20 protein-coding genes, 1 tRNA gene and 2 rRNA genes are annotated in these 24,340 nt (G+C 66.7%); 16 read left to right on the top strand and 7 right to left on the bottom strand.

From position 1 onward, the window contains the following. Positions 1 to 65 precede the first annotated feature (65 nt). Together KXC42_RS01260 and rrf are read left to right on the top strand one after the other, a co-directional pair. A 23S ribosomal RNA gene (locus tag KXC42_RS01260) occupies positions 66 to 3,200 on the top strand. Between the two features lie 109 nt (positions 3,201 to 3,309). Next, positions 3,310 to 3,426 (top strand): 5S ribosomal RNA (gene rrf / locus KXC42_RS01265). Between the two features lie 138 nt (positions 3,427 to 3,564). Here rrf and KXC42_RS01270 read toward each other — a convergent pair. Further along, positions 3,565 to 4,680, bottom strand: coding sequence for a GIY-YIG nuclease family protein (locus KXC42_RS01270; protein WP_231413647.1), 1,116 nt, complete (start codon positions 4,678 to 4,680; stop codon positions 3,565 to 3,567). A 157-nt stretch (positions 4,681 to 4,837) separates the two neighbouring features. On the opposite strand from KXC42_RS01270, the gene KXC42_RS01275 reads away from it, so the two are divergent. Together KXC42_RS01275 and KXC42_RS01280 are read left to right on the top strand one after the other, a co-directional pair. Next, positions 4,838 to 5,857: a hypothetical protein gene (locus KXC42_RS01275; protein ID WP_217579260.1), complete on the top strand. Its 1,020-nt coding sequence runs from the start codon at positions 4,838 to 4,840 to the stop codon at positions 5,855 to 5,857. A gap of 86 nt (positions 5,858 to 5,943) precedes the next feature. Further along, positions 5,944 to 6,543, top strand: coding sequence for a putative glycolipid-binding domain-containing protein (locus KXC42_RS01280; RefSeq protein WP_072740572.1), 600 nt, complete (start codon positions 5,944 to 5,946; stop codon positions 6,541 to 6,543). Here the strand turns inward: KXC42_RS01280 and KXC42_RS01285 are convergent. Together KXC42_RS01285 and KXC42_RS01290 are read right to left on the bottom strand one after the other, a co-directional pair. Next, positions 6,540 to 7,886 (bottom strand): amidase, encoded by a 1,347-nt coding sequence (locus KXC42_RS01285; protein WP_039586730.1) that lies wholly within the window; start codon positions 7,884 to 7,886, stop codon positions 6,540 to 6,542. The two genes, KXC42_RS01280 and KXC42_RS01285, sit on opposite strands and share 4 nt — an antisense overlap. After that, positions 7,874 to 8,836 carry a prephenate dehydrogenase gene (locus KXC42_RS01290; protein ID WP_064851865.1) on the bottom strand — a complete coding sequence of 321 codons (963 nt, stop codon included), beginning with the start codon at positions 8,834 to 8,836 and terminating at the stop codon, positions 7,874 to 7,876. Before KXC42_RS01290 ends, KXC42_RS01285 begins: the two co-directional genes overlap by 13 nt. Positions 8,837 to 8,884: 48 nt before the next feature. Between KXC42_RS01290 and KXC42_RS01295 the strand changes: the two genes are divergently transcribed. From KXC42_RS01295 to KXC42_RS01310, 4 genes are all read left to right on the top strand, one after another. Continuing rightward, positions 8,885 to 9,445 (top strand): tRNA adenosine deaminase-associated protein, encoded by a 561-nt coding sequence (locus KXC42_RS01295; protein ID WP_024102735.1) that lies wholly within the window; start codon positions 8,885 to 8,887, stop codon positions 9,443 to 9,445. Continuing rightward, the gene (locus KXC42_RS01300; protein WP_019290311.1) at positions 9,446 to 9,922 is read left to right on the top strand and encodes a nucleoside deaminase; all 477 of its coding nucleotides are present in this window, start codon (positions 9,446 to 9,448) and stop codon (positions 9,920 to 9,922) included. Between the two features lie 46 nt (positions 9,923 to 9,968). Continuing rightward, positions 9,969 to 10,059, top strand: a tRNA-Ser gene (locus KXC42_RS01305). Between the two features lie 139 nt (positions 10,060 to 10,198). Continuing rightward, positions 10,199 to 10,948 (top strand): alpha/beta fold hydrolase, encoded by a 750-nt coding sequence (locus KXC42_RS01310; protein ID WP_257605967.1) that lies wholly within the window; start codon positions 10,199 to 10,201, stop codon positions 10,946 to 10,948. On the opposite strand, the gene KXC42_RS01315 is transcribed toward KXC42_RS01310, so the two are convergent. After that, positions 10,902 to 11,522, bottom strand: a complete 621-nt coding sequence (locus KXC42_RS01315) for a hypothetical protein (RefSeq protein ID WP_257605968.1) — start codon at positions 11,520 to 11,522, stop codon at positions 10,902 to 10,904. The two genes, KXC42_RS01310 and KXC42_RS01315, sit on opposite strands and share 47 nt — an antisense overlap. A 69-nt stretch (positions 11,523 to 11,591) precedes the next feature. Further along, positions 11,592 to 12,389, bottom strand: coding sequence for an SDR family oxidoreductase (locus tag KXC42_RS01320; protein WP_219129830.1), 798 nt, complete (start codon positions 12,387 to 12,389; stop codon positions 11,592 to 11,594). Between the two features lie 95 nt (positions 12,390 to 12,484). On the opposite strand from KXC42_RS01320, the gene KXC42_RS01325 reads away from it, so the two are divergent. Next, positions 12,485 to 12,979, top strand: coding sequence for a metallophosphoesterase (locus KXC42_RS01325; protein ID WP_006552534.1), 495 nt, complete (start codon positions 12,485 to 12,487; stop codon positions 12,977 to 12,979). Between the two features lie 63 nt (positions 12,980 to 13,042). Here the strand turns inward: KXC42_RS01325 and KXC42_RS01330 are convergent, their stop codons facing one another. Then, entirely contained in the window at positions 13,043 to 13,585 is a 543-nt protein-coding gene (locus tag KXC42_RS01330) for a TetR/AcrR family transcriptional regulator (RefSeq protein WP_219129831.1), read from the bottom strand. A 98-nt stretch (positions 13,586 to 13,683) separates the two neighbouring features. Here KXC42_RS01330 and KXC42_RS01335 point away from each other — a divergent pair, with 98 nt between their 5' ends. Together KXC42_RS01335 and KXC42_RS01340 are read left to right on the top strand one after the other, a co-directional pair. After that, entirely contained in the window at positions 13,684 to 15,228 is a 1,545-nt protein-coding gene (locus tag KXC42_RS01335; RefSeq protein WP_219130420.1) for an MFS transporter, read from the top strand. A gap of 9 nt (positions 15,229 to 15,237) precedes the next feature. Further along, positions 15,238 to 15,924 (top strand): YceI family protein, encoded by a 687-nt coding sequence (locus tag KXC42_RS01340; protein WP_219129832.1) that lies wholly within the window; start codon positions 15,238 to 15,240, stop codon positions 15,922 to 15,924. Here the strand turns inward: KXC42_RS01340 and KXC42_RS01345 are convergent. Beyond that, entirely contained in the window at positions 15,905 to 16,852 is a 948-nt protein-coding gene (locus KXC42_RS01345) for a sterol desaturase family protein (protein ID WP_006552530.1), read from the bottom strand. The genes KXC42_RS01340 and KXC42_RS01345 overlap by 20 nt on opposite strands. Positions 16,853 to 17,049: 197 nt before the next feature. Here KXC42_RS01345 and KXC42_RS01350 point away from each other — a divergent pair, with 197 nt between their 5' ends. The 5 genes from KXC42_RS01350 (at position 17,050) to KXC42_RS01370 (ending at position 24,316) form a co-directional block, all read left to right on the top strand. Further along, on the top strand, positions 17,050 to 17,514 hold the full coding sequence (locus KXC42_RS01350; protein WP_024102742.1) for an Rrf2 family transcriptional regulator: 465 nt from the start codon (positions 17,050 to 17,052) through the stop codon (positions 17,512 to 17,514). Positions 17,515 to 17,610: 96 nt separating this feature from the next. Continuing rightward, complete coding sequence (locus tag KXC42_RS01355) at positions 17,611 to 18,204, top strand: TetR family transcriptional regulator (protein ID WP_006552528.1); 594 nt, start codon at positions 17,611 to 17,613, stop codon at positions 18,202 to 18,204. Positions 18,205 to 18,271: 67 nt separating this feature from the next. Continuing rightward, a complete protein-coding gene (locus KXC42_RS01360; RefSeq protein WP_006552527.1) occupies positions 18,272 to 20,608 on the top strand; it encodes an MMPL family transporter in 2,337 nt (778 codons plus the stop codon). A gap of 94 nt (positions 20,609 to 20,702) precedes the next feature. Then, positions 20,703 to 22,430 (top strand): ABC transporter ATP-binding protein, encoded by a 1,728-nt coding sequence (locus KXC42_RS01365; RefSeq protein WP_006552526.1) that lies wholly within the window; start codon positions 20,703 to 20,705, stop codon positions 22,428 to 22,430. Next, positions 22,427 to 24,316 (top strand): ABC transporter ATP-binding protein, encoded by a 1,890-nt coding sequence (locus KXC42_RS01370; protein ID WP_219129833.1) that lies wholly within the window; start codon positions 22,427 to 22,429, stop codon positions 24,314 to 24,316. The genes KXC42_RS01365 and KXC42_RS01370 overlap by 4 nt, the downstream gene beginning before the upstream one ends. Positions 24,317 to 24,340: the final 24 nt, after the last annotated feature.

The raw sequence follows: 24,340 nt of genomic DNA on the forward strand, positions 1-24,340 counted from the left end.
GTTTTCTTGCGGTAGGGGTTGTTGTGTGTTGTTTGAGAACTGCACAGTGGACGCGAGCATCTTTGTTGTAAGTGTTTATGAGCGTACGGTGGATGCCTTGGCACCAGGAGCCGATGAAGGACGTGGGAGGCTGCGATATGCCTCGGGGAGCTGTCAACCGAGCTGTGATCCGAGGATTTCCGAATGGGGAAACCCAGCACGAGTGATGTCGTGTTACCCGCATCTGAATATATAGGGTGTGTGGAGGGAACGTGGGGAAGTGAAACATCTCAGTACCCACAGGAAGAGAAAACAACATGTGATTCCGTGAGTAGTGGCGAGCGAAAGCGGATGAGGCTAAACCATGGGTGTGTGATAGCTGGCAGGCGTTGCATCCGTGGGGTTGTGGGGCTTTTCTTCCCGTCACTGTCATGACGGGCGAGAGTAAAAAACCGGTTGGTTAGTCGAAGTGGTCTGGAACGGCCTGTCGTAGAGGGTGAGAATCCCGTAGACGAAAACTTGCCGGCTCTCGTGAAAAGTACCCGAGTAGCACCGGGCCCGTGAAATCCGGTGTGAATCTGTCGGGACCACCCGATAAGCCTGAATACTCCCTGGTGACCGATAGCGGACTAGTACCGTGAGGGAAAGGTGAAAAGTACCCCGGGAGGGGAGTGAAATAGTACCTGAAACCGTGCGCTTACAATCCGTCAGAGCCGATGCACGATTCAGTTCGTGGTGGGTGATGGCGTGCCTTTTGAAGAATGAGCCTGCGAGTTAGTGGCATGTCGCGAGGTTAACCCGTGTGGGGTAGTCGTAGCGAAAGCGAGTCCGAATAGGGCGCATGTAGTGGCATGTTCTAGACCCGAAGCGGAGTGATCTACCCATGGCCAGGGTGAAGCGATGGTAAGACGTCGTGGAGGCCCGAACCCACTTAGGTTGAAAACTGAGGGGATGAGTTGTGGGTAGGGGTGAAAGGCCAATCAAACTCCGTGATAGCTGGTTCTCCCCGAAATGCATTTAGGTGCAGCGTCGCGTGTTTCTCACCGGAGGTAGAGCTACTGGATGGTCTAGGGGGCCCACAAGCTTACCGAAATCAGCCAAACTCCGAATGCCGGTGAGTGAGAGCGCGGCAGTGAGACTGCGGGGGATAAGCTTCGTAGTCGAGAGGGAAACAGCCCAGATCGCCGGCTAAGGCCCCTAAGCGTGTACTAAGTGGAAAAGGATGTGGGATCGCTGAGACAACCAGGAGGTTGGCTTAGAAGCAGCCACCCTTGAAAGAGTGCGTAATAGCTCACTGGTCAAGTGGTTCTGCGCCGACAATGTAGCGGGGCTCAAGTACACCGCCGAAGCCGCGGCACTCACACAACACCCATTCGTTCCTGCGGGAACGTGTGCAGTGGTGTGGGTGGGTAGGGGAGCGTCGTGCAGCCGTGGAAGCGCCGGAGTGATCCAGGTGTGGAGGCTGCGCGAGTGAGAATGCAGGCATGAGTAGCGAAAGACGAGTGAGAAACTCGTCCGCCGGATGACCAAGGGTTCCTGGGCCAGGTTAATCCGCCCAGGGTGAGTCGGGACCTAAGGCGAGGCCGACAGGCGTAGTCGATGGACAACGGGTTGATATTCCCGTACCCGTGTATCCGCGCCCAATGGCGAATCAGTTGTGCTAACCGTCCAAAAGTTTCCGCTGTTCCTTCGGGAACTGTGGGGATGGCTGCACGGGACCCTGATTGTAGTAGTCAAGCGATGGGGTGACGCAGGAAGGTAGCTGGGCCAGGTGATGGAGTACCTGGTGTAAGCCGGTAGGGCGAATGGTAGGCAAATCCGCCGTTCATGCAGCCTGAGAGGTGATGCGTACCCGTTGAGGGGAATTCAGTGATCCTATGCTGCCGAGAAAAGCCTCTAGTGAGTTGGTACACGGCCCGTACCCCAAACCGACACAGGTGGTCAGGTAGAGAATACCGAGGCGATCGAGAGAACTGTGGTTAAGGAACTCGGCAAAATGCCCCCGTAACTTCGGGAGAAGGGGGACCACGCTCGGTGACGGCCCTTGCGGTCCGAGCTGGGGGTGGTCGCAGAGACCAGAGAGAAGCGACTGTTTACTAAAAACACAGGTCCGTGCGAAGTCGTAAGACGATGTATACGGACTGACGCCTGCCCGGTGCTGGAAGGTTAAGAGGACCGGTTAGCGGAGCAATCCGCGAAGCTGAGAATTTAAGCCCCAGTAAACGGCGGTGGTAACTATAACCATCCTAAGGTAGCGAAATTCCTTGTCGGGTAAGTTCCGACCTGCACGAATGGCGTAACGACTTCTCTGCTGTCTCGACCACAGACTCGGCGAAATTGCATTACGAGTAAAGATGCTCGTTACGCGCGGCAGGACGAAAAGACCCCGGGACCTTCACTATAGCTTGGTATTGGTGTTCGGTTCGGTTTGTGTAGGATAGGTGGGAGACTGTGAAGCTCATACGCCAGTATGGGTGGAGTCGTTGTTGAAATACCACTCTGATCGTATTGGACCTCTAACCTCGGACCATGATCTGGTTCAGGGACAGTGCCTGGTGGGTAGTTTAACTGGGGCGGTTGCCTCCCAAAATGTAACGGAGGCGCCCAAAGGTTCCCTCAGCCTGGTTGGCAATCAGGTGTCGAGTGCAAGTGCACAAGGGAGCTTGACTGTGAGACTGACAGGTCGAGCAGGGACGAAAGTCGGGACTAGTGATCCGGCACCGGCATGTGGAAGCGGTGTCGCTCAACGGATAAAAGGTACCCCGGGGATAACAGGCTGATCTTCCCCAAGAGTCCATATCGACGGGATGGTTTGGCACCTCGATGTCGGCTCGTCGCATCCTGGGGCTGGAGTAGGTCCCAAGGGTTGGGCTGTTCGCCCATTAAAGCGGCACGCGAGCTGGGTTTAGAACGTCGTGAGACAGTTCGGTCTCTATCCGCCGCGCGCGTTAGAAACTTGAGGAAGGCTGTCCCTAGTACGAGAGGACCGGGACGGACGAACCTCTGGTGTGCCAGTTGTCCCGCCAGGGGCATGGCTGGTTGGCTACGTTCGGAAGGGATAACCGCTGAAAGCATCTAAGCGGGAAGCCTGTTCCAAGATGAGGTTTCTCACCCCCTCGAGGGGGTAAGGCCCCCGGCAGACCACCGGGTTGATAGGCCGGAACTGGAAGCCCAGCAATGGGTGGAGGTGACCGGTACTAATAGGCCGAGGACTTACCACGAAGATGTTACGCGTCCACTGTGCGGTATCTGAAACAACACACACAGATCCGAAAATCCTGCAGCAGCAGGTGATTCGAGGAATCTGCGTGGACTATTGTTTCATAGAGTTACGGCGGTCATAGCGACAGGGAAACGCCCGGTCCCATTCCGAACCCGGAAGCTAAGCCTGTCTGCGCCGATGGTACTGCACTCGACAGGGTGTGGGAGAGTAGGACACCGCCGAACACCCGTTCCGAAAGGGGACCCACACTGTGGGTCCCCTTTCGTGTTTTCTTATGCAGAAAATGTGCCGGCCCAACGGTTTTCGAGAACCGGCACGAGCTGCTCCCCGGTCCGCAGACGAACCGGGAAGCAGCCGGAGAATCAGGGGCGCGGTGCCTTCGGACGCGCGACCGGCCGCGGCAGTGCACGCGTCAGACGCGGAGCCCAACCGTGCGACGGCCAACGCTTGAGACCCAGCCGGTCCGGCGTGACGCGAGTGTTCACGAACTTGCCCTCGAGCTCTTCGTCGGCCTCCCCAACGAACCGGTAGAGGATCGTGCCGCCGTTCTCCTCCGTGCGAGCGGCTGCCTCCCAACCGGTAGCGCGGTAGACCGCGCGGACGATGTTGTCGGCGACGACGATGATCGGCAGTCCGTCGATTCCACGCGCCGCCGATCCTGCCGGCCACGGCTTGGACGCGAGTTCGCGCACCGCAGCCGGCGACGCCTTCTTCGCTTCGTTGACCCGCAGCACCACGCATGGCGTCGGCAGTTCGGGAGCAGGCGAGGCCGAGTACTGACGGACGAGCTCCGCGATCGGGATCGCCGTGCGATCGGCTTCGGACTCCTCGGTTGCGCCCGCCAGGTTGGTGAGTACGCATTCGCCGCGGTGCGGTTCGGTCAGTCCGAGCGCCGCGATGACCGCTTCGGCCGTCACTGCGGCGGTGTGGTCGGCGTCGGTCTTCGGGTTCAGCGCGTCGGCCACGACGAAATGCTCCACCGCGTAGCCGGACTCGTAGACGGTTCGGATGCGCCGCAGAGCCGCCTCGGTCTCGGGGGTGGCCAGCGGTGTCTTCTCGCCGGCCTCGGTCAGCTTCGAGGTCTCTCCGAGCGCCGTCCAGACGAGGGTGAAGATGCGATTTCCGCGTCCGGCGCCGACGTAGAAGATGCTCCGGTCGCGAGGGTCGAGCAGGGCGTAGACGTAGGCGCCGAGCTGGTCGCAGATGTTCTTCGGAAGCAGTTTCGGGCTGGGGGCGCGGTCTTCGACATGGTTCACGAGAGCCCGCAGGACGGTCAGGCGCAGTGCCACGGGGACCTTGCCGGCGGAGCCGCCGAACAGTTCGCGGTTGGCTGCGTCCACGGAACCGAAGGTGCGTCCGATGTGACGGCTGAGGGCGCCGAGCGCGTGGGTGAACTCCGCAAGTCTCTGGCGTGGATCGTCCGCTGTATCCGGCAACTCGTTGCTGGTCAGGAACATCTGGATCTCGGGAGATTCCAACAGAGTTTGGGCAATGTTCGGAGGAACTGTCCACACTGTGCGCATAGAGCGACTCTAGGCCACACACAAGATTGGGGAGTCGCTCCGCGCAGGCGCCGCGCCGCCGAATCCGGAGGAAGAACCCGAGGAGAACCCGAGCCGGATAAGCTCGCGTGCCATGACAGCGGTGCGGACCCGTTCCCGTTCTCGGTTGTTGCGGGACACCGCGTCGTCCGCGCAGGTCGAAGCACTTCTGATCATCACGGTCGCGACCATCCTCGTCACCCGTCTGTACCTGCATCTGACGGGCTATCCGCAGGTCGGCGGGTCGGTCCTGCACATCGCTCACGTGCTGTGGGGCGGTCTGCTCATGGTCGCCGCGCTGATGGTCTCGTTGACCTTCATCGGCAGAGCGCCCGACCGCATCGCGGTGCTGCTCGGCGGAATCGGGTTCGGCCTCTTCCTCGACGAGGTCGGCAAGTTCGTCACGAAGACCAACGACTACTTCTACCGACCCTCGGTGGCGATCATGTACGTGGTGGTCGTGCTGCTGCTCGTCGTCAATCGAGCGGTGCACCTCCGTCGCGGGCCGTCGCCCGACGAGTATCTCGCCAACGCCGCGCTCACGGCGACGGACGGGCTCGCCCACGGCCTGACCCCGACCGATCGCGACCAGGCGCGAGTGCAGCTCGAACGCGCACGTGAGGGTGGAGTCGATCCCGAGGTCGTCGAACAGACCGATCTCCTGCTCGCCCGGTGCCGGGAGGTACCATCGCGCTTCTCGTGGGTGTCGCTCCGGCTGCCGGAGCGACTGCGAGGTGAGCGCAGCGTCCGCGTCGCGGCAGCCCTGCTCACCGTTTTCTCCGTCGGCATTCTCCTCAATGCCGCTGCGACCTTGGAGGAGGATCTCGCCGCGCGGACGAGCAACGTGGTGACCGTGATCCAGCTCGTCGGCTCCGGCGTCACCGTCCTGCTGTGCGTGGTGGGATCGGTGGGTTTGTGGCGCAGGCGGAGGTGGGCGATCCGTGCGCTCCGGACGGCCGCGTTGATCACCGTCTTCTTCGTCGACGTGCTGGAGTTCGCCGTCCAGGAGTTCGGGGCGCTGCTCAACGTCGCCGTGGGCGCCGCGGCGCTGTCGGTGTTCTCACACCACCTGCGTCAGATGTCCCGGCACGAGGCGTTGCCGGACACGGCGTGAGCAGGTGGGCCCCGCCGCAACCGTGTTGTGGACGAATCACGGCACCGCTGCCCACCGTGTGCGCTTCGTCGCATACCGTATAGACCGTGAGCACCCCAGCCTCTGACGCCACCGGTTCCGCGTCGACGTGGCCCGCGCTACTCACGTGGCGTGCGGCCGATGCGTCTCGGATGGAGTCGGTACGAGTACAGCTCTCCGGCCGCCGCATCAAGGCGTCCGGTCGCATCGTGGGTGCGGAGTGCACCGACCATCCGGCCTTCAGCGCGTCGTACGACCTGGTGACGGATGAGAACGGTGTCACCCGCCGATTGTCGGTGCGCACCACCCTCGCTTCGGGCGAACGGCACATGTCCCTCACCCGGTCCGAAGAGGGCATCTGGATGTCCGACAACGGCATCGACCATCAGCGGTCCACCTTCGGCGGGGCGTTGGACGTCGATGTGGTGTTCAGCCCGTTCTTCAACGCCCTGCCCATCCGCCGGCACGACCTGCAGGCCGGAGCCGACGACGTGGAGGTGCCCGTCGTCTACGTCAACCTCATCGATCTCAGCATCGAGGAGGCGACGGTCGTCTACAGCAGTGCGTCCGACGGCATCCATGTGCTGTCGCCGCGCTCGTCGTCGTCGGTGACCGTCGACGAGGACGGCTTCGTCCTCGAGTACCGAGGACTCGCCTCCCGCATCTAGGGCTGTCCCGACGCCTCCACCGCCATCGCCACGGCGAACGCGGCCGATTCGGCGGGGTGGCTGCCGTGCCCGTGCGTGCCGCCGGTGAGGCCGACGATCTGGAGTCCGACCGGCGACGACCCGCCGTCAGGAGCCGGCACCGACAGGGCCGGGACACCGAGGACGCTGAACGGGACACACATCTGCAGCAGCGGTGCGCGCAGCTCGACGGGATCGCTCGTCAGCGGCGCCGAACGCACGCCGGTAGTGACGGTGATCAGCGCGTCGAGCTTGTCCACGGTGCGGAGGCGGTGCACGACGTCGTGACGTAGTCGCGCCACCGCCCGGGCCGCGTGGATGTATTCGTAGGCCGGCCGGTCGCGTTGCGCGGCGAGCAGAGCGGCCGTCGGAGGCTGGTAGCGGTCGGGATCGGCTTCGAACCACGCGCGATGCGTCTCGTATGCTTCCGAGCCGGTGACCACGGGATACAGCTCGAGCATCTCGTCGGTCTCGGGCAGTTCCACGTCGACGACGCGGGCGCCCAGATCCGTGAGGGTGCGGCACGCCGTCTCGACGGCCTCGTCGAAGACGGGTGACAGATCCCAGATGCCGCCCCGCAGGCGTCCGATGCGCAGTTCGGAGACCGGGGTGCGTAGGTGCGCGATGCCCGGAAGGGCGCCCCACGCGAGTGAGGCGTCCAGAGCGTCGGCGGCGAGCAGACCGACGTGGTCGAAGGTCGTCGACAGCGGGAACACGCCCTGCTCGGGCAGGGCACCGAAGCCCGGCTTGAATCCGACGATCCCGCACAGCGCCGCCGGGGTACGGACGCTGCAGCCGGTGTCGGTTCCCAGCGCGACGGGCACGACGCCCCTCGCGACCAGCACTGCGGAGCCCGACGACGAACCACCGCTGATCAGGTCCGGGTTGTGGGGGTGGGGGGCCGCGCCGGACACATTGATCAACCCGGTGGGCCCGTAGGCGAACTCGTGGAGATGGGTCTTCGCCACCACGATGGCTCCGGCTTCGCGGAGCTTCTCGATGACGCGAGCATCGCGCCGGGCCGGAGGCGCATCGGCGAGGACCGCGCTGCCGCAGCGGGTAGGGAACCCGGCGACGTCGATGTTGTCCTTCACCGCGACCGCGACGCCGTGCAACGGGCCGATCCAGCTCCCGGCGGCGATCTGCTCGTCGGCGAGGGCTGCGGCTTCGAGCGCCGCCTCGTCGTTGCGGGCGGCGACGGTGTTCCCCCAGGGGGTCCCGACGAGGGCGTCGAGTTCGGCGAGAACCGAGCGGACGTGTTCGGTGGGGGTCGTCTTGCCGGTGGTCAGCGCCGAGGCGATGTCGCGGAGGTTCATCGTGTCCACACTCCACCGCGTCGTCCGGCCTCGCGGAACGCTGCGATCCAGCCCTCGTCGCCGGGCTGCGTGCCGAGGATGGGGTCGCGACGGCGCTGTTCGTAGCGGGTCCGAGCCGCGTGACCGGCGCGGGTGAGTTCGGAGGTGCTGCGGTCGGCCAGTTGCTCCCGGGCCGTTCTCAGCACCTCGAGCGTCTCGTCCAGCGCGACCAGCAGGGCTTCCGCGTTGCCTTCGCACATCGCGTCGACCAGGGCCGGGGCCGTCGCGGCGACCCGTGTGCCGTCCCGGAAGGAGCCGGCGGCGAGACCGAGTGCGAGATCGCCGCCTCCGGCGCCCGAGAGGGCCAGCGCTTCGGCGAGGAGATGGGGGAGATGGGAGACTCGCGCGACCGCCGCGTCGTGCTCCCGGGATTCGGCGGGCACGACGACGGAGCCGCAGTCGAGCGCGAGGTCGGCGACCTGCCGCCACACCTCGGGATCGGTGCCGTCGTCGACGGTCACCACCCACACCGCGTCGCGGAACAGGTCGGCGGTCCCAGCGGTCCAGCCGGACTCCGCCGTACCTGCCATGGGGTGTCCACCCACGAAACGCCGCGACAGGCCGTGAGCGGCGACGGCAGCGGCCACTTCCGCCTTGATGCTCACCACGTCGGTGAGCGCGACCTCGGGGGCGTGCTCGGCCACCGCCTCGAGGATGCTGCCCACTGCCGGCATCGGCACCGCGATCACCACCAGGGCGCTGGTGTCGGCTGCGCGACGCAGCGTGGCCGTGAGGTCGGTGGACGCGTCGAAGCCGTCGGCGACGGCGGCCTCCACGGCCTGCGACGACCTGTTGTAACCCCACGCCTGCCTTCCGGTGGCCGCGGCGGCGCGCAGCAGAGAACCACCGATCAGACCGAGGCCGAGGACACAGACGGGCGGGGAAGAGACGGCTGAGGACACCTCATCAGGTTGGCATATCCCGTGCTGGGCTTCATTCACCGGACGTGGCCGACTACCGTTGCGCCCATGGCTGCACAGCGTGTAGGGAACAAAAGCCCTTCCGTGACCCAGAGCGGGAACCCCGCCGGGAATTCGAGCGACGACCTCGACGGCTTCGCCGTCGCCGTGACGCGGGAGGAAGGTCGTTGGAAGTGCCGGGTGTTGTCCGGTGCCGCACTGACGAGTCTCGATACCGCAGTGACCGAGTTGCGGGAGCTGAGAAGTTCCGGCGCAGTCTTCGGTCTGCTGAATGTGGACGACGAATTCTTCATCATCGTGCGTCCCGCACCTGCGGGAACGAGGTTGCTGCTGTCCGACGCGACGATGGCCGTCGACTACGACATCGCCGCCGACGTCCTCGATGCGCTGAACATCGAGATCCCCGATATCGATCCCGACGAGCTCGACGACATCGAGCCGTGGGAGGAAGGCGACCTCGGCATCCTGGCCGACATGGGTCTGCCCGAGCCGGTGCTCTCGGTGATCCTGTCGGAGACCGACCTGTATCCCGACGAGCAACTCGACGAGATCGCCCAGCGACTCGGTTTCGACGACGTCCTGGGTAACACCCTGGACAAGCTCCGTTAGATGGGGCTGCGCGACGACGAGGCATTGATCCGGGTCGCGCTGGAGGCCGCCGCTGCCGCGCCCGCCGGTGACGTACCGGTGGGCGCGGTGGTGTTCGGGCCGGACGGCACCGAGATCGCGCGAGCGGCGAACTCCCGCGAGGCCACCGGCGACCCCACAGCGCACGCCGAGGTGCTCGCTCTGCGCGCGGCAGCGCAGGTCTACGGCGACGGATGGCGTCTCGAGGGCGCAACCCTTGCCGTGACCCTCGAACCCTGCACGATGTGCGCGGGAGCGTCGGTGCTCTCCCGGGTATCGCGGGTGGTCTTCGGGGCGTGGGAGCCGAAGACGGGCGCCGTCGGGTCGCTGTGGGACGTGGTGCGCGATCGGCGCCTCACGCACCGTCCGGAAGTGCGCGGTGGTGTGCTCGAAGCCGAGTGCGCGGCCGTGCTCGAGGCGTTCTTCCGGGAACATCGAGGGCCGGCTTCGGAGCTGTGACCAGGCGATTTCAGGATGAGGCCTGCAATCCGCTAGAGTCGTCAGCGGTGGCGTGACCGAGCGGCCGAAGGAGCGCGCCTCGAAAGCGCGTGACGGGTAACCCCCGTCCGTGGGTTCAAATCCCACCGCCACCGCCAGAGAGCCCCTTACCTGTTAGTGCAGGTGAGGGGCTTTTCTCATGCCTGCAGGTCGCCAAGGCCGGGGTCCGAAGCATCCGCTACGGCTTTTGCTATCCGCCGCAGCAATTGCTGTGGCGGATAGCGAACTTGATTGCGAGTGGACTGCGGAGTCGACGAAGCGCCCGAGGGAGACGACGAGACCTACGGATTCGGTTGGCAGCGGCCCTTGGGGGCGTCACGTCGGCTGATCCTGATGGACCGCCGCGGGCACGGCGACTCGCCGGATCTCGACGGGGCCCATCGCACCGACTACGAGGTGGACGCCGCCGACATCGTCGAACTGCTCGGTGACGGCGCCCATCTCGTCGGACATTCGTACGGTGCGGTCGCAGCGATGCTCGCGGCGGTGGAACGGCCGGACCTGGTGCGGTCGCTGTGCCTGATCCAGCCCGGGTGCCTGAAGGTTGCGGAGAGCGAACCGGTGGTCGCCGAGAACCTCGCCCGCGCTCGCGCGTCCCAGGTGACGCTCCCGCCCGAGCTCACTGCGGAGGACTATCTGCGTCTCATCACGGAGAGCGTCGGCATGCCGCCGGCGGAACCCACCCCGAAGCGACTACGCGCAGCGGCGACGTCGATGCGGGAGAGACCGTGCTGGGACGCCGACATCCCCCTCGAGTCGCTCGCGGCGGCGCCGTGGCCGAAGCTCGTCGTCGTCGGTGACTGGGCGGGCGCACCCGACGAGTACAAGCGGCTGGCGGGAGATCCGCTGACGGTCACGGCGCGGGTCGTCGCCGACCGGATCGGGGGAGAACTGCTCGAAGTTCCCGGTTTCTACCCGCACGTCCAGCAGCCGGAGCGAGTCAACGAGGCGCTCGAGGAACTGTGGAGTCGGGCCGACGCCCGGTGACGAGAGGTCGGCCGACGGCGTCGGCGACCATCACGGCGAACATCCACAGCCCCGCCGCGACACCGGCGACGGCTGCCACCGCAGGCGATGCGAGACCTCCTGCCAGACCGACGATTCCGATCACCAGCATTCCCCAGCCCATGACCCGGAACATCGCGCGGCCGAAGGCCCGTGCGAAGGGAACGAAGTGCGCACCGACGACGCAGACCACCCATGCGACCGTCAGTTCCGAACGATCGAACAACGCGAGAAGCCTTGCGCCACCGACGATCAGCACGACCATGGCCGCGACCGACACGAGGTAGATCGTCGATGCCTGCTTCGAGGGCGGCTCCAACTGCTCGAAACTCCGCGGTCGTATGAGCACGGCCCAGACGAAAACAGCGATGGCGCAGAACCATCCGACAACGACGATCCAGGTCCACGGTGATCCCAGAGCGGCACCGTTCACGAGCATGAAGGCCGACGCGCCACCCGCGCCGATCAGCGCTCCCCACACCTCGGGACGATGGGTCGCTCGGTAACCCCTCGCCGTTCCCGGCCCGAATCGCTCCGCAGGCGGTGTCGTGCGCATCCAGTTCCCCCATTCCGAGTCGACCACCGATCCGCCGGTGGACGCTAGCGGATGGGCGGCCGGTCGTCGTCAGAGTTCGCGCCAACTCCCGTCGTTCATGTCGTGTCCGTGCGCGGCCATCAACATGAGGCCGCCGTCGACGGGGATCGAGCGCCCCGTCAGGTACGACGAGCGTGGGGACGCGAGGAAGGCGACGACGGAGGCAACTTCGTTGACGTGCCCGGGACGTCCGGTGGGGTTGCCCGGTCGCTCCTCGTGGAAGGCCTCGGATTCGTCCATGCCGGTCATGGGCGTGGAGATCTCACCGGGAGCCACCGAGTTGACCGTGATGCCGTAGCGGGCCCATTCGAGGGCGAGGCACTGCGTGAGCATGCCGAGGCCGGCCTTCGCCGTGCAGTAGGCGGAGGCGCCGTAGCGGGGGATGTGCTCGTGGACGCTCGTGATGTTGACGATGCGGCCGCCGCCCCCGGAGTCGATCATGTGTCGCGCGGCGCGTTGGGAGCACAGGAACGGGCCGTCGAGGTCGGTGGAGAGCATCTCCCGCCACCGTTCGAAGGACAGGTCGAGCACCTCGTCGCGGTGTCCGGTGCCGGCGTTGTTCACCAGCACCCCGAGACCGCCGAGCTTTCCGGTGAGTTCGTCGATCACATCGGCGGTGTCCGGGCTGGTCAGGTCCTGTCGGGCCACGAAGCACCGCTGTCCGCGCTGTTCGACCCCGGCGCGGGTGTCCGCGGCCCCGGCCTCGTCGGTGTGGAAGGTGATGCCGACGTCGAACCCCTCGGTGGCGAGCAGTTCGGCGGTCGCCTTGCCCATGCCGGAGTCGGCGCCGGTGACGATGGCGAGTCTGTCGTGAGCTGGAGTGGTCATGCGTCGTGGTTACCCATGAGCGCCCGCGGCACACTGCGAACCCACGGCAGACCGTGACCCCACGGCAGACTGTGACCCCACGGCAGACTGGGGCCATGCGACTGCTGCTGCTCGCCGACACCCACGTACCGACGCGCGCCCGCGACCTGCCGTCGCAGGTGTGGGACGAGGTGGCCCGCGCGGACGTGGTGATCCACGCGGGCGACTGGATGGACGTGACACTGCTCGACGCGCTGGAAGAGCGGTCCCGGCAGCTGGTCGCGTGTTGGGGCAACAACGACGGTCCGCTCCTGCGGGAACGGCTGCCGGAGGTCGCGCGGGTGACCCTCGACGGTGTGCGCGTCGCGGTGGTGCACGAGACCGGGGCGTCGACCGGGCGCGACAATCGGATGGCCGCGGCCTATCCCGACACCGACGTCCTCGTCTTCGGCCACTCGCACATCCCCTGGGACACGACCGCGCCGAGCGGATTGCGCCTGCTCAACCCGGGTTCACCCACCGACCGGCGTCGGCAGCCGTACTGCACCTACATGACCGCGACCATCGACGACGGCGTGCTCCGCGACGTCGAACTGCATCGGCTCGGGTGAGGGCGATCGAAGGGGAGGTTGTGTGCGTATTTTCGCGAACGGACGCACGCAACCTCCCCGAACTCAGTCGCTCGGGCCGATCAGTTTCCGCACGACTTTCAGGAGTTCGTCGACGTCCTCGGGCGGCGTCGTGCTTGTCTCGCCCGACATGGCGGCGCCGTAGTAGAGCCCGTCGCCGATGAGCATCACCGCTCGTGCCGCAGCGGGATCGGTGACCTCGTCGGACAGTGCCTCGAACCAGCCCTGATGGATGCGGCGCAGCGCCTGCTGGGCGCGCGGGTTCGCGGTCTGGCTCAGGCGGGTCAGGGCGACGATGGCCCGGTCGAGCGGGGTGTCGGCGAAGACCGAGGTGCGGATGTAGTAGGTCGCCGGTCCTTCGGGAGCCGTGCGCATCAGTTCGGCGTCGTCGGCTGCGAGTGTCTCGAGGTGTTCGGCGAGAGCCGCGACGAGGGCGTCCTTGGACGGGAAGTGATAGAGCAGACCACCTTTGGACACGTTCGCCGCCGCGGCGACGGACTCGAGTGTCGCGGCGCGCTCGCCCTGCTCGAGCAGGATCGTCACGAAGGCGTCGAGAAGTTTGGCGCGGGCGGCAGGGGCAGGTGGCACGGCCCGATCGTACGACGTGGTTACTGTACCGTCCAGCTGGTACAGTAACGACGGTTCGATTCCTCTCTCGCGAAAGTTCGATATCCGTGGCGACATCTGTGCCTGTTTCGGAACCCACCGTGACGAAGGCGGCTCCTCGGGACTGGGTCGCGCTCGCGGTACTGATGCTTCCGGTGCTGCTCGTGTCGGTCGACAACACCGTCCTGGCCTTCGCGCTGCCCGGGATCTCCTCCGCGCTGCAGCCCACCGCTGCGCAACAGTTGTGGATCATCGACATCTACCCGCTGGTGCTCGCAGGTCTGCTGGTGGCGATGGGCAGCCTCGGCGACCGCATCGGGCGACGCCGCCTGTTGATCATCGGCGCGACCGGATTCGCCGCCGTCTCGGTCGCTGCGGCCTACGCACCTTCCGCGGAACTGCTCGTGACCGCCCGCGGTGCACTCGGCTTCTTCGGGGCCATGCTCATGCCGTCCACGCTGTCGTTGCTGCGCAACATCTTTCTCGATGCCACCCAGCGCCGTCTCGCCATCGCGATCTGGGCCTCGTGTTTCGCGGCGGGCGCTGCACTCGGGCCGATCATGGGCGGATTCCTGCTCGAACATGCCTGGTGGGGCTCGGTCTTCCTGTTGGCCGTGCCGGTGCTGATCCCGCTGCTCGTGCTCGCGCCGATGTTCGTCCCCGAGTCGAAGGACCCGAATCCGGGCCGCATCGACATCGTGAGCATCGCGCTGTCACTGCTGGCCCTTGCGCCGATCGTCTTCGCGATCAAGAAGATCGCGGACAGTGGCCTCGGTGCCGTCGCCGTCGTTCCGGCCGTGGTCGGTGTGGTCGCGCTCGTCGCGTTCGTGCGCCGGCAGTTGCAGCGCCCGAACCCCATGCTCGACGTCCGTCTGTTCCGCGTGCCCACCTTCTCCGGTGCCGTCGCGGTGAACCTGCTGTCCGTCGTCTCCCTCGTGGGCTTCCTGTTCTTCGTGTCCCAGCATCTGCAACTCGTGATCGGACAGAGCCCGATGGAGGCCGGACTGAGCCTGGTCCCGGGACTGGCGGTGATGGTCGTGGCCGGGATGTCGGTCGTCGCGCTCGTGCGGTGGGTGCAGCCGTCGTCGATCATCGTCTGCGCGCTCCTGCTCTCGGCGACCGGCTACGCGCTGGTGTTCCTGCTCGCCTCACCGTCGGCGCTCACCCCGATCATCGTGGCGTTCGCGGTCCTCGGCGCGGGTATCGGTGCGGCGGAGACGCTGTCGAACGACCTCATCGTGTCGAGTGTCCCGCCCGCGAAGGCCGGTGCCGCGTCGGCGGTGTCGGAGACGGCCTACGAGATGGGTGCCGTGCTCGGTACGGCGATCCTCGGGTCGGTGCTCTCCGCGTCCTACACTGCGCATCTCCTGCTCCCTGCCGGGCTGAGCACGGAACAGTCGGAGGTTGCTCGGGAGACGCTCGGCGGCGCCCACGCCGTGGCCGGGAACCTGCCCGCCGACCGGGCCGACGCGTTGCTCGCCGCAGCAGGATCGGCGTTCGACAGCGGCGTCACGATCACCTCCGGGATCGGGGTGGTCCTCATGATCGCCTCCGCCGGAATCGCGTGGCTCACGTTGCGCCCCCGCAGTGACGTAGCACCCCACACGGAATCCGACATCGTTTAAATTTGCAGGATGCGGAAACTGGTGTGGGTGCTCGTCGCCGTCGTGGTCGTGGCGCTGCTCGGCTTCTTCGTCGCCCCATGGGTATACGGGACGTTCATCGCCGAGGACGACGCGCCCGCCGCGTCCGTCTCGACCGAAGGTGCCGAAGCCGCGACCGGTGAGCTCGACGGGGAGTGGACCGTCGTCGAGGGTGCCGAACCCAACCGCACCGCCGCCGGCTACACGGTGCACGAGATCCTGCGCGGGGCCGACGTCACCGTGGTGGGCAGCACCGATCAGGTCTCCGGTTCGGCGACCATCACCGACGGCACCCTCGAGGCCGCCGAGGTCGTCGTGCAGGTCGAGGGCATCACCACCGACGGTGGCCAGCGCGACGGCCAGTTTCGCACTCGGGTGATGGACACCGCGGCGCACCCGACGGCGACGTTCGCCCTCACCGAGCCCGTGGATCTGACGTCCCTGCCCGACGACGGCAGCATCGGTTCCGTCACCGCGACCGGCACGCTCACCCTGCGCGGCGCCGAACGGCCCGTGACCGTCGACGTCGACGTCCTGCGCACGGGTGAGCGTCTCGTGGCGTCGGGGAGCATCCCCACCACCTGGACCGATTACGGCGTGGAGCCGCCGAACCTCGGATTCGTGACGGTCGACGGCGCGGGCAGCGTCGACTTCCTCGTCACGTTCGAGCAGAACTGACGTTCTCGGTCTCCTCCTCGTGGGTCTGTTTCGGCGCCCAGCCGGGCGGGCCGAAGGCGTAACCGAGCTTGTCGCGGAACGTCCCGGCCGTACGCCAGTCGCGGGCGATCGCCCGGTACTCGTGCGTCTGCAGGTCCCAGATGTTGTACGTGCCGACGGGCTTGGTGAGCCCGTAGGTGGGCCGGTGGTCCTCGGCCTTGAAGGTGCCGAACATCCGGTCCCAGATGATGAGGATGCCCGCGTAGTTGCGGTCGAGGTAGTCGGGATCGGAGCCGTGGTGCACCCGATGGTGCGAGGGCGTGTTGAACACGAATTCGATCGGGCGGGGGAGCGTGCCGACCCGCTCGGTGTGCACGAAGAACTGGTAGACGAGGCTGACGGAGAAGCCGACGAAAACCATCCACGGTGGGATGCCGATCAGGGGGAGCGGCAGCCACATGATGATCTCGCCGCTGTTGTTCCACTTCTGGCGCAGCGCGGTCGCGTAGTTGAAGTACTCGCTCGAGTGGTGCGCCTGGTGGGTCGCCCAGACCAGGCGGACGCGGTGCGCCATCCGGTGGTACCAGTACCAGAGGACGTCGATGCCGACGAGCAGGATCACCCACGTGTACCAGGCGTCGGCGGGCAGGTGCCAGGGTGCGACGTAGACCCACAGTGCCGAATATCCGACGAGGGCCAGCACCTTCCATGCGGCGCTCGTGACGATGGAGACCAGACCCATCGAGATGCTCGCGCGTGCGTCCCGCTTCTCGTAGCCGCCGCGCGGGGGGCGGGTGCGTCCGTCGGGGCCCGGCTCGACGTGTTCGAGGGTGCGGGCCGCGATCCATTCGAGGATCAGGAAGGTGAGGAAGGCGGGAATCGCCAGGGTCACCGGATCGTGGAGGGGGTCGAGCAGCGACCCCCACGATTCCTGCAGGGTTTCCCACATCGCAACGACCTCCGATAGCTGTGAACAACCGTCCACATTACCGCTGGTGTGGCTTGCATCACCAGGGCCCTCGAATCGGGACCCGGGTGGCGACTCGCGTCCTCACGATTCCGGGTGGTTCGGTATTGCTGGTAGGAATTGACCCGTCCCGTCGAGACGGGCCGGCCGACGACATCAGGCAGCGCGAGAGGCATGGCATGCACATCACCGCGAGGGTCGACTACGCCGTGCGGACCCTGCTCGAACTCGCGGCGATCGAGGACGGTCGCCTGACGAAGGCGGAGACCCTCGCGACGGCGCAGACCATCCCGCACAAGTTCCTCGAGGCCGTTCTCGCCGACCTGCGTCGCGGTGGGTTGGTGAACAGCCGGCGGGGACCGGAGGGCGGTTACTGGCTCGCGCGACCCGCGGCCGAGATCTCCATTGCCGACATCATCCGCACGGTCGAGGGCCCGCTGGCGTCGGTGCGTGGCGAGCGGCCCGAGGACGTCGTCTACAGCGGGGCGGCCGAACGACTGCAGGACGTGTGGATCGCGGTGCGTGTGAACCTGCGCGCCGTGCTCGAAGAGGTATCGCTCGCGGACGTCGTCACGGGAGACCTCCCCGGTTTCGTGGAGGATCTTACGAAGGATCCGGGCGCCTGGGAGCGTCGCCGGGTGTGAAGCCCGCGATAGGCCGGGAACGCCTGTGGGCGATGTCATAAATTTGCATGACTCTGCAAACTTACAGAACTCTGCAAAATCAGTAACCTGGATGGAGTGACCATCACTCCCGGCCTGCGCGACCGCAAGAAGGCGGCCACTCGTGCGGCTCTCGCGACCGCCGCGGCCGAACTCGCTCGTGAACACGGTCTGGCCGCCGTGACGGCCGATGCGATCGCAGCGCGCGCGGGTGTCTCGACCCGCACCTTCCACAACTACTTCGCGAGCAAGGAAGACGCCGTCCTCGCGTATCTCGAGACTCGGGTCGAGGAGTGGATCGACCTGCTGCGCGATCGTCCCGCCGACGAGGACATCATGGATTCGCTGCTCACGGTGGCCCTGGACGTCGTGCAGAACCCCGACTGGCCGTTCGGCGAGATCGTCGCGTGCATCACCCTGCTCGAGGAGAGCAACGTGCTGTTGTCCCGGCAGATCGAGGTCGAGCGGCGTTCGTCGCAGTTGCTCGTCGAGATCATCGCCGAACGCACCGGCACCGACCCCGATGCCGACCTGTACCCCTCGCTGCTGAACTACGCCGCCATGGGCGCCGTGCGCGCGGCCATGGAGACACACGCGACCGGGACGACGGACCGGTCGGTCGAAGAGCTCATCCGCGAGGCGTTCGACCAGCTCCGACGCGGATTCTCCTGATTCCGGACCTCTGCCCGTTCCGACCATCCGACCCCACCAGGATCTTCCGACATAGAAAGGGTGCCCCGTGGCGACCTACCTGTACCGGCTGGGCAAGTTCGCCCACCGACGGAAGGGCGCAGTGCTGTCCTTCTGGATCGCGCTGCTCGTGCTCTTCGGGGTCGGTGCAGCAACCCTGTCCGGGCCCACCACGGACGCGTTCACGCTTCCGGGCACCCCCGCGCAGAAGACCCAGGACCTCATGGCGGAGCGGTTCCCGTCGACCGAAGATCCGATGAACGGGCTCAGCGCGCGTTACGTCTTCGCCGCGCCCGACGGGCAGACGCTCGACGACCCCGAGAACCTGGCCGCCGTCGACGAGGTCCTCGCCGCGGTCCGCGGCATCGACCGCGTCTCGCCGCCCGCCAAGGTCGACCCCGCCACCGCCTCGCCGGAGGAACAGGCCGGCGCGCTGGTCAACCCGGTCCTCGCCGACGCCGGTCTCGTCGAGCAGATGAAGGCCGTCGCCGCGCAGCAGGGCACCTCCGAAGAGGCTGCGCTGTCCGACGCCCAGGCCCTGTCGCCGCTGAGCGCCGACCGCACCGTCGGCTTCGTCACCGTCCCGTTCGAGGGCGAGATCACCGACGTCGACCAGGCCCTGCGCGACCAGATCTTCGACGCCGCCGAGATCGGCCGTGACGCCGGCCTGACCGTCGAGGTCAGCGGTACGGCTGCCGCCGAGATGGGCATGCCCGGTGGCACCGCCGAACTCATCGGCATCGGCATCGCCGCGATCGTGCTCACCCTGACCTTCGGCTCGCTCGTCGCCGCCGGACTTCCGCTGGTCACCGCACTCGTCGGCGTCGGCATCGGCAGCCTCGGCATCACCATCGCCTCCGGCTTCGCCGACCTCAGCTCGATGACCCCGACGCTGGCGGTCATGATCGGTCTGGCCGTGGCGATCGACTACTCGCTGTTCATCGTCTCGCGCTTCCGGCACGAACTCACCATCACCTCTGATCGCACCGAGGCCGCCGGCCGTGCCGTGGGCACCGCCGGTTCCGCGGTCGTCTTCGCCGGCCTGACGGTCATCATCGCCCTCATGGCGCTGAGCGTCGTCGGCATCCCGTTCCTGTCGGTCATGGGTTACGCTGCCGCGTTCACGGTGCTCATGGCCGTGCTCATCGCCGTGTCGCTGCTGCCCGCCGTGCTCGGACTGTTCGGGGAGAAGGCCTTCGCCGGCCGCATCCCGTTCCTGAACAAGCGCGGTTCCGACGACGACACCCCCAAGGCGGGCGCCAAGTTCGTCGGCCTGATCACGCGACGCCCGGCCATCCCGCTCATCGCCGGTGTGGTCCTCCTCGGTGCGCTCGCGCTGCCCGCCACCGGACTGAACCTCGCCCTGCCGTCGGAGGCCACCGCCGACCCGGCGACCAGCGCCCGCAAGGCCTACGACCTGGTCGACGAGGGATTCGGTCCCGGACGCAACGGCCCGCTGGTCGTCGTCGTCGACACCCAGAACGCCGACGTGGAGGCCCCAGTCGCGTTCGGTGCCGTCGTCGGCAAGCTGTACGAGAACGACGAGGTCGTCAACGCCCAGATCGTCGCGGTGAACGAGGCGGGAGACACCGCCCAGATCCTCGTCACTCCGCGCAGCGGCCCGACCGATCCCGCGACGATGGACCTCGTCCAGAGCATCCGCGACGGCGAGACCGAGCTGAACGAGGAGTTCGGCCTGTCCTACGGCGTGACCGGCCAGACCGCGCTCGAGGGCGACGTCTCCGACAGCCTCCAGAGTGCACTGGCTCCGTACCTCGCGGTCGTCGTCGGCCTCGCCTTCATCCTGCTGATGCTGGTGTTCCGCTCGATCCTGGTGCCGCTCACCGCAACTCTCGGCTTCCTGCTCAGCGTCCTGGCGACCTTCGGTGCCACCGTCGCGGTCTTCCAGGAGGGCTGGGGCGGCCTGATCGCCAACCCGCAGCCCATCGTGAGCTTCATGCCGATCATCCTCATCGGCGTCGTCTTCGGTCTTGCGATGGACTACCAAGTGTTCCTGGTGACGCGTATGCGTGAGGACTACGTCCACGGCGCGAGCGCACTCGAGGCCGTCCGCAGCGGCTTCGCACACGGCGCGCGCGTGGTGAGCGCAGCGGCGATCATCATGATCTCGGTGTTCGCGGCGTTCATCGCCGAACCGGACTCGCTGATCAAGTCGATCGGTTTCGCACTCGCCGCGGCGGTCTTCTTCGACGCCTTCATCGTCCGCATGGTCATCATCCCGTCGGTGATGGCGCTACTCGGTGACAAGGCGTGGTGGCTGCCGAAGTGGCTCGACCGGATCCTTCCGAACGTCGACGTCGAGGGCGAGAAGCTCACCCGCGAGCTCGGTGCCACCGAGCCCGCACCGGAATCCGCACGCGTGTGACGAACCCCCGGGCGGCCACGTACCCGACGCGGTGCGTGGCCGCCCGGATGGATCGTGAAGATTGCTGCAGGGAGTCGCAGGTAGCGTAATGCCCATGTTGCTACGGCTGTTGCGCCGCTTCATGGCGCCCTATCGGGGTGCCCTCGCGGGGGTCGTACTCCTGCAGCTGGTCGCGACCGGGGGCATGTTGCTGCTCCCGAGTCTCAACGCCGACATCATCGACAACGGCGTGGCGACCGGGGACATCGATTACATCGTCCGGACCGGTCTGCTGATGCTCGTCATCAGCGCCGTCGAGGTCGGCGCCGCGACCGGTGCCGTCTACTTCGCGGCGCGCGCCGCGATGGGCTTCGGCCGCGACGTGCGGCTCGCGCTCGTCCGGAATGTGGGGCGGTTCTCGGCGCGCGAGTTCGGGACGTTCGGTGCCCCGTCGCTGATCACCCGCAACACCAACGACGTGCAGCAGGTTCAGATGCTCGTGCTGATGACCTGCACCATCGTCGTGACCTCCCCGATCATGGGGATCGGTGGCGTCATCATGGCGATCCGCCAGGACCCCGGCACCTCGCTCGTGCTGGTCGTCGCCGTCCCGGTGCTGATCTTCACCATGGCCGCGCTCATCGCGCTCATGCTGCCCGGCTTCCGGGTCATGCAGAAGCGCATCGACTCTGTGAATCGGGTGTTGCGCGAGCAGATCACCGGCATCCGCGTGATCAGGGCATTCGTGCGCGACGAAACCGAGAAGGCCCGCTTCGACGGCGCCAACGACGACCTCACCGCCACCGCCTTGCGCGTCGGCCGCGTGAACTCCGTGCTGTACCCGGCGGTGCTGCTGATCTCGAATGTGAGCACCGTCGGCGTCCTGTGGGTGGGCGCCCACCGTATCGACTCCGGTGCGATGCAGGTCGGCTCCATCACCGCGATGATCACCTACATCGCCCAGATCCTCATGGCCGTGCTCATGACGTCGTTCGTCGCGATCATGGCTCCGCGCGCCGCGGTCTGCGCCGAGCGCATCCTCGACGTGCTCGACACCGAACCGACGGTGTCTTCGCCCGCCGAACCGGTCCGCGAACTCCCGACCCGCGTCACCCTCGAACTCCGCAATGCCGGTTTCTCGTATCCCGGTGCCGACGCTCCCGTGCTCAGCGGGGTGTCGTTCCGCGCCGACCCCGGTTCCACCACCGCGATCATCGGCGGCACCGGCTCGGGCAAGAGCACCATGATGCGCCTCGTGCCGCGGCTCATCGACGTCACCGCCGGGCAGGTGCTCGTCGCGGGTGTCGACGTCCGGGCGCTCGACACCGACGTGCTGCGCTCGCGCATCGCCGTCGTGCCGCAAAAGGCCTACCTGTTCTCCGGCACCATCGCCGACAACCTCCGGTACGGACGCGCCGACGCCACCGACGACGAACTGTGGCACGCCCTCGAGGTCGCGCAGGCCGCCGACTTCGTCCACAAGACCGAGGACGGACTGAACACGGTCCTCTCCCAGGGCGGCACCACGGTCTCCGGCGGGCAGCGGCAGCGCCTCGCGATCGCTCGCGCCCTCGTCCGCCGGCCCGCCATCTACCTGTTCGACGACGCCTTCTCCGCACTCGACCCGGCGACCGACGCCCGCCTGCGCGCGGCGCTCGAACCCGAGACGCGCGACGCGTGCGTGCTCATCGTCGCGCAGCGGGTCTCCACCGTGCAGGACGCCGACCGCATCGTCGTCCTCGACAACGGCGTCATGGTCGATTCCGGGACGCATCTCGGTCTGCTCGGCCGGTGCCGGACGTACTCGGAGATCGTCGAGTCGCAGAGGATGGCCACGATATGACGACTCCGGAAGCGGCGGCACCGTCGCGTCTGCGCACCGTCCGCCGGGTGCTCGGCCTGCTCCACCCGCACCGCTACGCCGTCTACTCGGTGCTGCTCTCCGCCTTCCTCGGCGTCGTGAGCATGTCGGTGGCGCCCTTCGTGCTCGGCCGCGGCACCGACGTCATCTTCGACGGGGTGGTGGGCATGCAGTTCCCCGCCGGACAGACCAAGGAAGAAGCCGTCGCCGGTCTGCGCGCCGAGGGCCGCGACCAGTTCGCCGACATGGTCTCGGGGATGGACGTGGTGCCCGGACTCGGCATCGACTTCTCGGCCCTCGGCCGGATCCTCGTCATCGTCCTGGCGCTGTACCTGCTCTCGTCCGGTCTGATCTGGGTCGCCGCCTACGGCCTCAACGAGATCGTGCAGCGCGTCGTGCGCGACATGCGGTCGCGGATCGAACGCAAGATCCACCGGTTGCCGCTGCGGTACTTCGACACGCATTCGCGCGGCGACCTGCTCAGCCGCGTCACCAACGACATCGACAACGTCGCGGCGGGCATGCAGGAGTCCATCTCCCAGCTCGTCCTCGCGGTGCTGACGCTGCTCGGTCTCGTGGTGATGATGCTGTTCATCTCGCCGATGCTCGCGCTCGTCGCGATCCTGACCGTCCCGGCGTCGGTCGTGGCGACGGCAGTGATCGCGCGTCGCTCGCGCAAGCACTTCCTCGCGCAGTGGGAGACGACCGGCAAGCTCAACGGGCAAGTCGAGGAAGCCTTCACCGGGCACGAGCTCATCACCGCCTACAGCCGGACCGCGGAGGTGCAGCGACGCTTCACCGACACCAACGAGTCGCTGTACCAGGCCTCCTACCGCGCGCAGTTCGTGTCCGGACTGGTGATGCCGTTCGTGACCTTCCTCGGCAACGTCGGCTATGTCGTCATCGCCGTGCTCGGTGGTCTGCGGATCGCGTCGGGCACCGCGACGCTCGGTGAGATCCAGGCGATGATCCAGTACTCGCGTCAGCTCGTGCAGCCGCTCGCGCAGATCGGCGCGATGGTCAACCTCCTGCAGTCGGCGTCGGCGTCGGCCGAGCGGGTGTTCGCGGTGCTCGACGAACCGGAGGAGGAACCGGAGGTCGCGGCGCCGACGATGCCGTGGAGCCGGCACGGACTCGTCGAGTTCGAGAACGTCGCCTTCTCGTACACCCCCGATCGGCCGCTCATCGAGAACCTGTCGTTGCGGGCCGAACCGGGTCAGATGATCGCGATCGTCGGACCCACGGGCGCCGGCAAGACCACCCTCATCAACCTGATCCTGCGCTTCTACGAGGTCGACGCGGGCCGGATCCTCGTCGACGGCGTGGACATCCGTTCGATGTCCCGCGACGAACTGCGCTCGCGCATCGGCATCGTCCTGCAGGACACCTGGCTGTTCGGCGGCACCATCCGCGAGAACATCGCCTACGGCAATCCGTACGCCACCGAGAACCAGATCATGTCCGCGGCCAGGATGAGTTACGTCGACCGTTTCGTGCGGGCCCTGCCCGACGGCTACGACACGATCATCGACGAGGAGAACGACGGCAACCTCAGCGCCGGTGAGCGTCAGCTCATCACGATCGCGCGGGCGTTCGTGTCCAAGCCGTCGATCCTCATCCTCGACGAGGCGACGAGCTCGGTCGACACCCGCACCGAACTGCTCGTCCAGCAGGCCACCGCGCGATTGCGCGACGACCGCACCAGCTTCGTCATCGCTCACCGCCTGTCGACCATCCGGAACGCCGACCGCATCGTGGTGATGGAGGACGGACGGATCGTCGAACAGGGCACCCACGAGGGGCTGCTCGAGGCGGCCGGTGCGTACGCGAGGCTGTACGACGCGCAGTTCAAGGCACTCGTGGAGTGAACGCGGGAGACTTCGGCGCGGCCT

Source organism: Rhodococcus sp. LW-XY12, assembly GCF_019317345.1.
GTDB lineage: Bacteria > Actinomycetota > Actinomycetes > Mycobacteriales > Mycobacteriaceae > Rhodococcus > Rhodococcus pyridinivorans.

Coding starts and splice junctions, on each gene's coding strand:
- KXC42_RS01345 (WP_006552530.1), bottom strand. CDS start 16,852: ATGTGGGAAACCCTGCAGGAATCGTGGGGGTCGCTGCTCGACCCCCTC.
- KXC42_RS01295 (WP_024102735.1), top strand. CDS start 8,885: ATGGCTGCACAGCGTGTAGGGAACAAAAGCCCTTCCGTGACCCAGAGC.
- KXC42_RS01325 (WP_006552534.1), top strand. CDS start 12,485: ATGCGACTGCTGCTGCTCGCCGACACCCACGTACCGACGCGCGCCCGC.
- KXC42_RS01350 (WP_024102742.1), top strand. CDS start 17,050: ATGCACATCACCGCGAGGGTCGACTACGCCGTGCGGACCCTGCTCGAA.
- KXC42_RS01340 (WP_219129832.1), top strand. CDS start 15,238: ATGCGGAAACTGGTGTGGGTGCTCGTCGCCGTCGTGGTCGTGGCGCTG.
- KXC42_RS01300 (WP_019290311.1), top strand. CDS start 9,446: ATGGGGCTGCGCGACGACGAGGCATTGATCCGGGTCGCGCTGGAGGCC.
- KXC42_RS01365 (WP_006552526.1), top strand. CDS start 20,703: ATGTTGCTACGGCTGTTGCGCCGCTTCATGGCGCCCTATCGGGGTGCC.
- KXC42_RS01275 (WP_217579260.1), top strand. CDS start 4,838: ATGACAGCGGTGCGGACCCGTTCCCGTTCTCGGTTGTTGCGGGACACC.
- KXC42_RS01320 (WP_219129830.1), bottom strand. CDS start 12,389: ATGACCACTCCAGCTCACGACAGACTCGCCATCGTCACCGGCGCCGAC.
- KXC42_RS01315 (WP_257605968.1), bottom strand. CDS start 11,522: ATGCGCACGACACCGCCTGCGGAGCGATTCGGGCCGGGAACGGCGAGG.
- KXC42_RS01370 (WP_219129833.1), top strand. CDS start 22,427: ATGACGACTCCGGAAGCGGCGGCACCGTCGCGTCTGCGCACCGTCCGC.